Source organism: Paracoccus sp. JM45, assembly GCF_003590715.1.
In the GTDB taxonomy this organism is placed as follows: domain Bacteria; phylum Pseudomonadota; class Alphaproteobacteria; order Rhodobacterales; family Rhodobacteraceae; genus Paracoccus.
Genome location: NZ_QQVY01000010.1, coordinates 34,067 through 45,612 on the forward strand (window position 1 = coordinate 34,067; position 11,546 = coordinate 45,612).

11 protein-coding genes are annotated in these 11,546 nt (G+C 63.0%); 8 read left to right on the top strand and 3 right to left on the bottom strand.

Annotation, left to right across the window (positions count from 1 at the left end):
* The first annotated feature begins 28 nt into the window (after nt 1-28).
* From DWB67_RS12925 to DWB67_RS12935, 3 genes are read left to right on the top strand one after another with little or no spacing between them, the layout of a single operon-like run.
* Nucleotides 29-1,180 carry an 8-amino-7-oxononanoate synthase gene (locus tag DWB67_RS12925; protein ID WP_119807970.1) on the top strand — a complete coding sequence of 384 codons (1,152 nt, stop codon included), beginning with the start codon at nt 29-31 and terminating at the stop codon, nt 1,178-1,180.
* Entirely contained in the window at nt 1,165-1,821 is a 657-nt protein-coding gene (gene bioD, locus DWB67_RS12930) for a dethiobiotin synthase (protein WP_119807971.1), read from the top strand. The genes DWB67_RS12925 and bioD overlap by 16 nt, the downstream gene beginning before the upstream one ends.
* The gene (locus DWB67_RS12935) at nt 1,818-3,056 is read left to right on the top strand and encodes an adenosylmethionine--8-amino-7-oxononanoate transaminase (RefSeq protein WP_119807972.1); all 1,239 of its coding nucleotides are present in this window, start codon (nt 1,818-1,820) and stop codon (nt 3,054-3,056) included. Before bioD ends, DWB67_RS12935 begins: the two co-directional genes overlap by 4 nt.
* Here DWB67_RS12935 and DWB67_RS12940 read toward each other — a convergent pair.
* Genes DWB67_RS12940 through leuC form a run of 3 tightly spaced genes read right to left on the bottom strand, consistent with a single transcriptional unit; the run spans nt 3,042 to nt 6,084 of the window.
* Entirely contained in the window at nt 3,042-4,043 is a 1,002-nt protein-coding gene (locus DWB67_RS12940; RefSeq protein ID WP_255418673.1) for an endonuclease/exonuclease/phosphatase family protein, read from the bottom strand. The genes DWB67_RS12935 and DWB67_RS12940 overlap by 15 nt on opposite strands.
* Nucleotides 4,034-4,639 carry a 3-isopropylmalate dehydratase small subunit gene (leuD, locus tag DWB67_RS12945; protein WP_119807973.1) on the bottom strand — a complete coding sequence of 202 codons (606 nt, stop codon included), beginning with the start codon at nt 4,637-4,639 and terminating at the stop codon, nt 4,034-4,036. The genes DWB67_RS12940 and leuD overlap by 10 nt, the downstream gene beginning before the upstream one ends.
* A gap of 11 nt (nt 4,640-4,650) precedes the next feature.
* Nucleotides 4,651-6,084, bottom strand: coding sequence for a 3-isopropylmalate dehydratase large subunit (gene leuC / locus DWB67_RS12950; RefSeq protein ID WP_119807974.1), 1,434 nt, complete (start codon nt 6,082-6,084; stop codon nt 4,651-4,653).
* Nucleotides 6,085-6,507: 423 nt separating this feature from the next.
* On the opposite strand from leuC, the gene rsfS reads away from it, so the two are divergent.
* The 5 genes from rsfS to DWB67_RS12975 all read left to right on the top strand — a co-directional run bounded on the left by rsfS (nt 6,508) and on the right by DWB67_RS12975 (nt 11,544).
* Entirely contained in the window at nt 6,508-6,843 is a 336-nt protein-coding gene (gene rsfS / locus DWB67_RS12955) for a ribosome silencing factor (protein ID WP_255418674.1), read from the top strand.
* Nucleotides 6,844-6,852: 9 nt separating this feature from the next.
* Nucleotides 6,853-7,320: a 23S rRNA (pseudouridine(1915)-N(3))-methyltransferase RlmH gene (rlmH, locus tag DWB67_RS12960; protein WP_119807976.1), complete on the top strand. Its 468-nt coding sequence runs from the start codon at nt 6,853-6,855 to the stop codon at nt 7,318-7,320.
* A gap of 117 nt (nt 7,321-7,437) precedes the next feature.
* The gene (gpmI, locus tag DWB67_RS12965) at nt 7,438-8,952 is read left to right on the top strand and encodes a 2,3-bisphosphoglycerate-independent phosphoglycerate mutase (protein ID WP_119807977.1); all 1,515 of its coding nucleotides are present in this window, start codon (nt 7,438-7,440) and stop codon (nt 8,950-8,952) included.
* On the top strand, nt 8,949-10,124 hold the full coding sequence (locus tag DWB67_RS12970) for a murein hydrolase activator EnvC (protein WP_119807978.1): 1,176 nt from the start codon (nt 8,949-8,951) through the stop codon (nt 10,122-10,124). The genes gpmI and DWB67_RS12970 overlap by 4 nt, the downstream gene beginning before the upstream one ends.
* A gap of 16 nt (nt 10,125-10,140) precedes the next feature.
* A complete protein-coding gene (locus DWB67_RS12975) occupies nt 10,141-11,544 on the top strand; it encodes a S41 family peptidase (protein WP_119807979.1) in 1,404 nt (467 codons plus the stop codon).
* Nucleotides 11,545-11,546 lie beyond the last annotated feature (2 nt).

Sequence of the window (11,546 nt, forward strand, 5' to 3'; positions counted from 1 at the left end):
CCCGGACCACCTGAATTTTGACACATGAATGACAGGGCAGGGTGCTTTGGACCGTTTGGCAACCTATCGGCAGGATCTTGACGGTCTTGCCGCAGATGCACGTTTGCGGGCCTTGTTCCCGCGCAAGGGCATCGATTTTTCCTCGAATGATTATCTGGGGCTGGCGCAATCGGACCGGCTGGTTCGGGCGGCACGCGATGCCTTGGACCATGGCGTGCCGGTGGGCGCTGCGGGGTCACGCCTGCTTCGTGGCAACACCGACGCCCAGCAACAGTTCGAAGATGCTGCCGTCCGCTTTTTCGGGGCCGAGGCTGCCTTGGGATTCGGCGGCGGATATGTCGCGAATTTCGCGGTGCTGACCACGCTGCCACAGAAAGGCGATCTGCTGCTGATGGACGCGCTGTCGCACGCCAGCACGCATGAAGGCGCGCGGGCAGGACGGGCGCAGGTCGCGCAGTTCAGGCATGGCGATGTGGGCCATGCCTCGGACGTGATCGACGACTGGCGGGCGGCGGGCAATACCGGTGCCGTCTGGATCGCGGTCGAAAGCCTTTACAGCATGGATGGCGATATCGCCCCCTTGGACGATTTGATGGCACTGGCAGACCGCCACGGTTTTCTGATGGTGGACGAAGCGCATGCCACCGGCGTCTATGGCCCCCAAGGGCGCGGCTTGGCGCATCATCTGGAAGGCCGCGCCAACGTCGTAACGCTGCATACGCTTGGCAAGGCGTTGGGCGGGTCGGGTGCGCTGATCTGCGGGTCGCGGGTGCTGATCGATTTCCTGATCAACCGCTGTCGGCCTTTTATCTTTGCGACAGCGCCCTCGCCGCTGATGGCCGCTGTCGGGATCGAAGCGCTGGCCATGCTGCAGGATGAACCCTGGCGACAAACTGCGCTGCAGGCGCATGTCGCCTCCTTCGGCGCGCAAATGGCGCAGCGTTTGCCGCATGTGCCGGTCAGTGGCAGCCAGATCGTGCCGCTGATCGTGGGGCCGAACGCGCCGACGATGGATCTGGCGGCGGCCTTGCAGGCGCGCGGGTTTGACGTGCGCGGCATCCGTCCGCCGACGGTCCCCGAAGGCACCTCGCGCCTGCGGGTGTCGCTGAATTTGAATGCCAGCGCTGATGATGTCATCGCGCTGGCCGAAACGCTGGAGGAATTATGGCCAAAATCGTAGTGACCAGCACCGGCACCGATGTCGGCAAGACGGTATTCTCTGCCGGGCTTTGCGGGCTGATCGGGGCGGATTACTGGAAGCCCTTGCAGTCGGGACTGGCCGGAAACGTGCCGAACCCCGAGGCGCGGACCGATGTGGCCCCCACGCCGGAAAGCGACCGCGCCGAGGTTGCGCGACTGTCGGGTGCCCGCACCCACCCCGAGGCCTATATGCTGTCCCAGCCCCTGTCCCCCCATCGCGCGGCGGAACTGGACGGCGTTGATATTGATGCCGACCGCCTGTCCCCGCCCGATGCTGACGATCTGGTCATCGAAGGGGCAGGGGGCGCGCTGGTGCCGATCACCCGCCGGATGCTGTTTGCGGATCTGTTTGCGCAGTGGCAGCTGCCGGTGGTGCTGGTCGCCTCGACGGGGTTGGGGACCATCAGCCACAGCCTGTCAGCGCTGGAAAGCCTGCGTGCGCGCAAGGTGCCGGTGCTGGGTGTGGCCTTTATAGGCGAGGATAATTCCGACAATATGGCGACCATCGGCCAGATCGGTCAGGTCAAGGTGCTGGGCCGCTTGCCCGTGCTGCCGACCATGGACCGCGACCGCCTGTCCGCCGCCATGACCGCCAATTTCGACCCGAAGGATTTCGCATGACAAGCGCCGTCTGGCACCCGTTCTTCCAACACGCCACCGAACCCGATCCCGTCCGCGCGATCAGCAGCGAAGGCGCCTATCTGCAAACCGACCGCGGGCCGCTGCTGGATGCCGTCAGCAGCTGGTGGGTGGTCACGCATGGCCATAACCAGCCCGAAATCGTGCAGGCCATCCGCGACACGGCGGGCCATCTGGATCAGGTGATCTTCGCGGGTCTGACCCATCAACCGGCCGAGGATCTGGCCAAGGCGCTGGTCGAGATGGCACCTGCGGGGCTGGATCATGTCTTTTACAGCGACAGCGGATCAACCGCGGTCGAGGTCGCGCTGAAGATGGCTCTTGGCTATTGGAAGCACGAAGGCGACGCCCGCAACCGCATTGCCGTCATCGAGGACAGCTATCACGGCGACACCATCGGCACGATGAGCGTGGGCGAGCGTGGCGTCTTCAACGCCGCCTATGACCCGCTGATGTTCGGCGTGGACCGTCTGCCTTTCCCGACCGGTGACGGGGCCAACACGCTGGACGCCTTTGAGACACTGGCCGCGACTGGCAAAATGGCCGCCCTGATCATCGAACCGGTGATTCTTGGCGCGGGCGGCATGCGCGTCTATTCCGCTGATGTTCTGGCGGGGCTGCGGGCCATTTGTGACCGCCATGATGTGCTGATGATCGTGGATGAGGTGATGACCGGATGGGGGCGGACGGGTCGGCTCTGGGCTTGTGATCACGCGGGGATCAGCCCCGACATCATGTGCACCTCCAAGGGGCTGACGGGTGGGGTGATCCCCTTGGCGGCGACCTTGGCCAGCGCACCGGTGTTTCAGGCGCATCATTCGACGGACCGGCGGCGGACCTTCTATCACTCCTCCAGCTATACGGCGAACCCGATCGCCTGTGCAGCGGCCTTGGCGCAGGTCAAGCTGTGGCAAAGCAGCCCGATGCAGGACCGGCTGGACGGGCTGGTGGCCATGCAGGGTGAACGGCTGGCGGCGCTGGCGCAGGATGCGCGGTTCGAGAACCCGCGCCAATGCGGCACCATCGCGGCAATCGATCTGAAGGTCCCCGAAGGCGGCTATCTGTCCGAGGTCGGGCCGCGTCTGCGTGCCCATTCCATCGAACAGGGCGTGTTGCTGCGACCCTTGGGGAATACGGTCTATGTCATGCCGCCCTATTGCGTGAAGGCGGCCGATTTGGACAAGGCGTGGGGGGCCATCGCCTCATTCGAGGTCTAGGTCCAGCCACACCAGACGGCGGCGCGATGCGGTTGCGACGGCCTCGGCCAGCGAATCATCAGGGAAGGGCCAGACGACGCCCGACCCGATGATGGTTAACCCCTGCGCGGGCAGGATATAATCCAGCCGCAGATTGCCGGGGGTGCGGTCATATTGCGCCGTATCCAGCGCCGGATCGCCCTTCTGCCCCGCGTTTGGCCCGTCCTGCGGCGGCTGCCACGCCCCGCGCGGCTGGCTGTCCTGCGTGACCTTCAGCAGCGCGCGCAAGGCAGACGGGTCACCATCGCCATCCTGCGGATCGACGTTCAGGTTGCCAATGATGGCGAAGGGCGCGTCGGGAAGATGGTCCAGCCAGAAAGCGGCCTCGTCACGATTGCGGGCGATGTTGCGCGGTTCGAAGGCGGGGGGCGTCGCGGCCATGGCCAGCAGATGCAGCGGGCCGATCTGCACATCCCAATGCGAGGATGAGGAGAGGCGTTGCACATCCGCATGGCCGCTTTCGGGCATGCTGTTGCCGGCCATATCACGCCACAGGGTCGGCGTGTAATCCGTCACCACGCCGATGGGCTGGCGCGACAGGATCGCCAGCCCCGCGCTGCCGGTGAAATCGCCATAGCCCTGCGCGTCGCGGGCTTCGCCCAAGCGCCCGTTGCCGTCCAGATCCAGCCCGACCTGCAACCCGCGATTGCCTTGCGGGGCAAAGCTGTGCGGCATGGCATGACCCTGATCGGCCAGAACGGTCTGGAACGCGGTCAGGGCGCGCCCCTCAAGGTCCCAGTCAAAGCCCGTCAGCAGGATAATATCGGGGGCGGTGGCGGCGATCACCTGTGCGGCTGCCAGCACTTGGCGGTCGCCCTTGCCGATATCGCGCAGCAAAAGACCCGGACCCTTGCGTGAAAGGCCCGGGTCCCATGTTGCCAGTCGCAATGCCTCTGCCTGCACGGGCAAACCCAGCAGGCAAAGCATTGCAGCCAGTTTCAGACCCAAGGGCGGGCCTGTGCCATCTGATCCTCGAACGTGTCGATGGAGGCGGCCTTTTCCATCGTCAGGCCAATATCGTCCAAGCCGTTCAGCAGGCAGTGCTTGCGAAAAGCGTCAACCTCGAAGGCATAGACCTTGCCATCGGGGCTGGTGACGGTCTGCGCCTGCAGATCAACGGTCATGCGGGCGTTCGAGCCATTGCCTGCATCCTCCATCAGGGCATCGACAGCCTCTTGCGGCAGGGTGACGGGCAGGATGCCGTTCTTGAAGCAGTTGTTGAAAAAGATATCGGCAAAGCTGGTCGAGATGACGCAGCGGATGCCGAAATCCAAAAGCGCCCAAGGCGCATGTTCGCGCGACGATCCGCAGCCAAAATTGTCGCCCGCGATCAGGATTTCCGCATCGCGATAGGCGGGCTGGTTCAGGACGAAATCGGGGATCTCGTTGCCTTCGCGGTCATAGCGCAATTCGTCAAACAGGTTCACGCCAAGGCCGGACCGCTTGATGGTCTTCAGGAACTGTTTCGGGATGATCATATCGGTGTCGATATTGACCAGCGGCATAGGGGCCGCGCTGCCCGTCAGGGTGGTGAATTTATCCATGATGGGCGTCCTTATGCCGGTTCTTTGGCGAATTCGCGGATGTCGACCAGATGTCCGGCCACGCCAGCGGCGGCGGCCATGGCCGGCGACATCAGATGCGTGCGCCCCTTATAGCCCTGACGCCCTTCAAAGTTGCGGTTACTGGTGGCGGCGCAACGCTCGCCCGGTGCCAGCTGGTCGGGGTTCATGCCCAGACACATGGAACACCCTGCAAGACGCCATTCGAAACCGGCATTCTTGAAGATCACGTCCAGACCCTCTTCCTCGGCCATGGCGCGGACCAGACCGGACCCCGGGACGACCATGCCGCGCACACCATTGGCCAGCTTGCGACCGCTGAGAACCTCGGCGGCGGCACGCAGATCCTCGATCCGGCCATTGGTGCAACTGCCGATGAACACCGCGTCGATGGCGATGTCGGTCAGGGGCGTGCCTGCCGTCAGCGCCATATAATCCAGCGAACGACGTGCCGCATCGATCTTGCCGCCCGTAAAGCTTTCGGGGGCGGGGACGTTGGCGGTGATGGGCAGGGCATCTTCGGGGCTGGTGCCCCATGTGACGGTCGGGGCGATGTCTTCGCCGCGGATGGTCAGCACCTTGTCGAAATGCGCACCTTCGTCGCTGAACAGCGTTTTCCACCATGCGGTGGCGGCGTCCCATTGCGCGCCTTTGGGGGCATGGGCGCGGCCTTTGACATAGTTGAAGGTGGTTTCATCCGGCGCGATCAGACCGGCACGTGCGCCGCCTTCGATCGCCATGTTGCAAATGGTCATGCGGCCTTCCATCGACAAATTGCGGATCGCCTCGCCACAATATTCGATGACATGGCCGGTGCCGCCGGCGGTGCCGGTTTCCGCAATGATCCGCAGAACGATGTCCTTTGCGGTGACGCCGGGGGCGATGCGGCCGGTAATCTCGACCTTCATGTTCTTCGACTTGCCCTGAATCAGGGTCTGGGTCGCCAGAACATGTTCCACCTCGGACGTGCCGATGCCATGGGCCAGCGCGCCAAAGGCACCGTGGGTTGCGGTGTGGCTGTCGCCGCAGACAACGGTCATGCCGGGCAGGGTCCAGCCCTGTTCGGGGCCGACGATATGGACGATGCCCTGACGGACGTCATTCACGGGGTAATAATGCACGCCGAATTCACGCGCGTTCTTGTCCAGCGCATCGACCTGAATGCGGGATTCGGGGTTCTCAATGCCGGTCTGGCGGTCCAGTGTCGTGGGGACGTTGTGATCGGGAACAGCAATGGTTCGTTCGGGTGCGCGGACCTTGCGACCGGTCATGCGCAGACCTTCGAAGGCCTGCGGGCTGGTCACTTCATGGACCAGATGGCGGTCGATATACAGAAGGCAGGTTCCATCGTCCTGACGTTCAACGACATGGGCGTCCCATATCTTGTCATAAAGCGTGCGCGGCGCGGCGGCTGCGGGAATTGTCATGGCTGAGATCTTTCGGCTGTGATGCAGGGTGCGGGCAAGCGAAGGCGGCGGGACAGAATCCCGCGGGCCAATCAGCCCCGCGCGGTCACGCAGAGCGTTTCGCCATAGAATCGTTGCGGCAATCGCGCACGATCATGAATGTCGAAAAAACGCATCATCCGGCAAGATTATGCAATCGGCAGGCCTGTGGCAAGGGCTGGCGGTCTGCCGAATTTGCCAGATGTCACAGTTGTCCGAAGGAAAACGTCAGCAACGATTGAGATGGCCCGAAAAGATGCTATGTTAAAGGGACCCCTGCGCCGGGGGTCATCGGCGCGCCGACCGGAGGATATAACCCTGTCACAAGACGTCCCGTCGGCCCAAGGGCCGGCAACCACCGTTGCGGAAGGTTCGCTGACCAGCGATCAAATCCTTTCGCTTGTCATGACTTCGCTTGATGATGACAAGGCCGAAGAGGTCGTCAGCATCGATTTGCGGGGTCGCTCTGCCATGGCCGATCACATGGTGATCGCATCGGGCCGCAGCTCGCGTCAGGTTGGCGCAATTGCGGAAAAGCTGGCAGATCGCGTCAAACAGGCGACAGGCCGCAGCCCCCGTATCGAAGGCAAAGAGACCGGCGATTGGGTGCTGATCGACACGGATGATGTTATCGTCCATGTGTTCCGGCCCGAAGTGCGCGATTTCTATCAGCTGGAAAAGATGTGGATGCCCGCAGATGCGCTTAGCCGTGTCCGCGACGATATTCACCCCCAGCCGTAACGACCGGCCATGCGAATCGATATTGCCGCCGTCGGGCGGCTTCGCAAGGGCCCGGAAGCGGCGCTGATCGCCGATTACCTTGACCGTTTTGCAAAGACGGGCCGCAGCCTCGGGCTGCCGGCCGTCTCTGTGATCGAGGTCGAGGACAAGCGCGGCCTCGGTATGAAAGCCGAGGCCGAGCTTTTGTCACGTGCCCTGCCGCAAGGTGCGGCACTGGTGATGATGGACGAACGCGGTGAACAGCCGCTGTCGCCCGATTTCGCCGCCCGTCTTGGCAATTGGCGCGACGAAGCACGCGATGTGTGCTTTGTTATCGGCGGTGCCGACGGTCTGGACCCCGAATTGCGCGCCCGTGCCGATTGGTCCATCAGCTTTGGCCGCATGGTCTGGCCGCATATGCTGGTGCGCGTCATGCTGTCCGAACAGCTGTATCGCGCTGCAACGATTCTGTCGGGATCCCCCTACCATCGCGCGTAAGTGATGGTTTGCGCCTGTCATCAGCCGCCAAATCGGGCAAAGCCTTGCCATCCCTTCGCACGTTCGGTTGCCGTCCGGCATCCGCACGCGTAAGAGGGAGAAAACCGCGAGGCAATCATGACCAAACCCGTGATCCTGTGCATTCTTGATGGTTGGGGCCTGTCGGACCGGCCCGAGCAGAGCGCGCCTGACCAGGCCGCTACGCCCAATTATGACCGCTTGATGCGCGACTGTCCCAATTCGACGCTGATCACCTATGGCCCCGATGTGGGTTTGCCCCGCGGCCAGATGGGTAACTCCGAAGTCGGCCACACCAATATCGGGGCGGGACGCGTTGTTGCCATGGATCTGGGTCAGATCGACCTTGCGATCGAGGACGGCAGCTTTGGCAAGAACGACGCCTTGCTGGATTTCATCGACCGGATGAAGACAACCGGCGGCACCGCGCATATCATGGGTGTTGTGTCCGACGGCGGCGTGCATGGCCATTTGCAGCATATGCTGGCGGCAGTGACCATTATCGCCAATGCGGGCGTGCCTGTGGTGATCCATGCGATCACCGATGGCCGCGACGTGGCCCCCAGCTCGGCCCATGGTTATCTGACGGAGTTGCAGGGAGGCTTGCCGAAAGGCGCGCGGATCGGCACCGTCGTCGGGCGCTATTTCGCGATGGACCGCGACAACCGCTGGGACCGCGTCGAACAGGCCTTCGGTGCCATGGTCGCAGGTCGGGGCACGGATGCCGCCACCGCCGAGGATGCCATTGTCGCAGCCTATCGCGATGGCAAAACCGATGAATTTATCCCGCCTTTCGTCATCGACGGCTATAACGGCGCGCAGGACGGGGACGGGCTGTTCTGCCTGAACTTCCGTGCCGACCGTGCGCGCGAAATCCTGTCGGCGCTGGCCGATCCCGATTTTGATGCATTCGATGCAGGTGATCGCCCCGAATGGGCGGGCATGCTGGGCATGGTGGATTACAGCAGCCGCCATAACGCATTCATGCAGACGGCATACCCCAAGACGCAGGTGGTCAACACACTTGGCGCATGGGTGGCATCCAAGGGCCTGCGCCAGTTCCGTCTGGCCGAGACTGAAAAATACCCCCATGTCACCTTCTTCCTGAACGGCGGCAAGGAAACCCCCGAAGACGGCGAAGACCGGCATATGCCGCAAAGCCCCAAGGTCGCGACCTATGACATGGCCCCTGAAATGGCCTCGGTCGAGGTTGCGGACAAACTGGTCGAGGTGATCGGTGCCGGCTATGATCTGATCGTCGTGAACTTTGCCAACCCCGATATGGTCGGCCATACCGGCAGCCTCTCTGCCGCCGCCCGCGCCTGCGAGGCTGTGGATCAGGGTCTGGGCCGCATGCTGGAGGCTTTGGACAAGGTCGGCGGTGCGGCGGTCATTTGCGCCGATCACGGCAATTGCGAACAGATGCTGGACCCTGACACCGGCAACGCCCATACGGCCCATACGCTGAACCCCGTGCCGGTCATCGTCTATGGCGGTCCCGAGGGCGCATCGGTTCGCGCCGGACGTCTGGCCGATCTGGCACCCACTGTGCTGGATCTGATGGGCCTGCCGCTTCCGGCGGAAATGACCGGGGAAAGCCTGATCACCAAATGAAGCTGCGCGCCCTTGCTGTTGCGATGATTGCCTGCATGCAGGTGACACCCGTCTTTGCGCAGGTTTCTCCGGCGAATAAGGCGGTCAGTGACGCTGAAGATGCTGCGGCATTGCTGCGTGCCTCGATCGGTGAACTGGCCGAGGCTGTGACCGCCGATGATCAGGTCGTCGCCCTGACGGAAGTGATTCGCGGCTATGAAACCGGTCTGGCCGCGTTGCGCGACGGCTTGCGCCAAGCCAGCGCCCGCGAGGCAGAGCTGCGCACCCGTTTCGACGCCCAACGCGAGACGCTGGGTCAGGTATTGGGGGCCATGACGGCGCTGCAGCAAAGCCCCGAAAGCACGATGCTGCTGCATCCTGCGGGGGCGCTTGCCAATGCGCGTTCTGCGATGCTGCTGTCAGGCGTCACCCCCGGCCTGCGCGCCGAGGCCGAGGCTTTGCAGGGTGATCTGGATGAAATCGCCACGGTCCGCGAATTGCAATCCAATGCGGCCGGTATGCTGGGATCAGGTCTGGCATCCGTGCAAGAGGCGCGGCGCCTGCTGTCCAGTGCTGTGACGGATCGCAGCTCGATGCCGGTGCGCTATGCCGAAGACCCCGAAGAATTAAGCGCCCTGCGCGAGGCTGCGCAAAGTCTGAATGATTTTGCGATCGGCATCGCCAAGATGGAAAAAGACATCGGTGCGCCGATGGATGATTTCGAAGGCGCGAAGGGTGGCCTGCGCCTTCCGGTGATCGGCACGGTGCTGCGCCCTTACAACGAACCCGATGCGGCGGGGGTCAAACGCCCCGGCTGGGTCATTGCCACCGCACCTGCCGCTTTGGTGCAAACGCCCTGGCCTGCGACAATTCGCTATCGTGGACCGTTTCTGGATTACGGCAATGTGATGATCGTCGAACCCGCACGCGGCTATCTTATGATCTTCGCAGGCCTCAGCCAGGTCTTCGGGGAAGTGGGGGATGTGTTGAAATCGGGTGATCCCGTCGGTCTGATGGGGGGCGCGGAAGCACCTGCCCAGGAATTCGGACCACAATTCGTCGCGGACGCTGCCCGCGGCAATCAAGCCGGACGCAGTGAATCGCTGTATCTTGAATTGCGTCAGGGCAATGAAACGCTGGACCCGGCAGAATGGTTCGTGCTGAATCCGTTCGTCGACCCGCAACAGGACTGAGGCAGGAAAGGCCGCCATGAGACATTATCTGATCGCAGGACTGGGGGGCGTACTTGCCGGGGCGCTGGCAACGACTCAAATCGCCGGCCCCCTTATGGCACAAGAGGCCGGACGCAATACCGCCACCTATGAACAGCTTGAACTGTTCGGCAATATCTTCGAACGCATCCGTGCCGATTACGTCGAAGCCCCCGACGACAAGGAACTGATCGAGGCGGCGATCAACGGCATGCTGACCTCGCTTGATCCGCATTCCAGCTTCCTGTCCGCCGATGCCTATTCCGACATGCAGACCCAGACGCGGGGCAGCTTTGGCGGCCTCGGCATCGAGGTCAGTCAGGAAGAAGGCATGGTCAAGGTCGTGTCGCCCATCGACGACACCCCCGCCGCCGAGGCTGGCGTCCAGTCGGGCGATTTCATCACCCATGTGAACGGCGAATCGCTGCTGGGCCTGAACCTTGATGATGCGGTCGAACTGATGCGCGGCCCCGTCGGGTCCGAAATCACCATCACCATCCTGCGCGAAGGCGAATCGGAACCGTTCGATCTGACCATGTCGCGCGATACGATCAAACTGACCGTCGTGCGGTCGCGCGTCGAAGGCCATGCAGTCGTCCTGCGTGTCTCGACGTTCAACGATGAAACCTATGACACGCTGAAGGCCGAACTGGACAAAGCGGTCGAGGAAGCGGGCGGCATCGATAAGGTCACCGGCTTTGTGCTGGATCTGCGCAACAATCCCGGCGGTTTGCTCAATCAGGCGATCAGCGTGTCGGACGCCTTCCTTGATGCGGGCGAAATCGTCAGCACCCGTGGCCGCAATGCCGAGGACAGCGAACGCTGGAACGCCGAGGAAGGCGATCTGGCCCAAGGCAAGCCGATGGTCGTTCTGACCAATGGCGGTTCCGCCAGTGCATCGGAAATTGTCGCAGGCGCGTTGCAGGATCACCGCCGCGCGATTGTCGTTGGCGAAAAATCATTCGGCAAAGGCAGTGTGCAGACGGTCATGCCGGTCACCTCGGACAGTGCGATCCGTTTGACGACGGCGCGCTATTACACGCCCTCGGGCCGCTCGATCCAGTCGCTTGGTATCCAGCCCGACATTCTTGTCGCCCAGCCCGCGCCGGTCAAACCCGAGGACGAGCCTGAAAGCCGCACCAACAGCAGCTTCAGCCGGTCCGAGGCGGATCTGCGCGGTGCCCTTGGTAATGACATCAGCGACGAGGACCGCAAGCAGATGGAGGATGAGGCCGCCGAGGTTGAAGCCACCGCCGCCCTGCGGGACGAGGATTATCAGCTGGCCTATGCCGTTGATATTCTCAAAGGCCTAGCCACGGTCAGCTTCAGCGCCGATGATGTGCCCGCAGATGCGACCCCCGCCGCACAGGCGGACGGCGCAGACGCCGCCGACGAAGGATAAGC

Excerpts from the sequence above, each read along its gene's own strand:
- DWB67_RS12925 (WP_119807970.1), top strand. The coding sequence starts at position 29 with ATGACAGGGCAGGGTGCTTTGGACCGTTTGGCAACCTATCGGCAGGAT.
- bioD (WP_119807971.1), top strand. The coding sequence starts at position 1,165 with ATGGCCAAAATCGTAGTGACCAGCACCGGCACCGATGTCGGCAAGACG.
- DWB67_RS12935 (WP_119807972.1), top strand. The coding sequence starts at position 1,818 with ATGACAAGCGCCGTCTGGCACCCGTTCTTCCAACACGCCACCGAACCC.
- leuD (WP_119807973.1), bottom strand. The coding sequence starts at position 4,639 with ATGGATAAATTCACCACCCTGACGGGCAGCGCGGCCCCTATGCCGCTG.
- leuC (WP_119807974.1), bottom strand. The coding sequence starts at position 6,084 with ATGACAATTCCCGCAGCCGCCGCGCCGCGCACGCTTTATGACAAGATA.
- rsfS (WP_255418674.1), top strand. The coding sequence starts at position 6,508 with ATGACTTCGCTTGATGATGACAAGGCCGAAGAGGTCGTCAGCATCGAT.
- rlmH (WP_119807976.1), top strand. The coding sequence starts at position 6,853 with ATGCGAATCGATATTGCCGCCGTCGGGCGGCTTCGCAAGGGCCCGGAA.
- gpmI (WP_119807977.1), top strand. The coding sequence starts at position 7,438 with ATGACCAAACCCGTGATCCTGTGCATTCTTGATGGTTGGGGCCTGTCG.
- DWB67_RS12970 (WP_119807978.1), top strand. The coding sequence starts at position 8,949 with ATGAAGCTGCGCGCCCTTGCTGTTGCGATGATTGCCTGCATGCAGGTG.
- DWB67_RS12975 (WP_119807979.1), top strand. The coding sequence starts at position 10,141 with ATGAGACATTATCTGATCGCAGGACTGGGGGGCGTACTTGCCGGGGCG.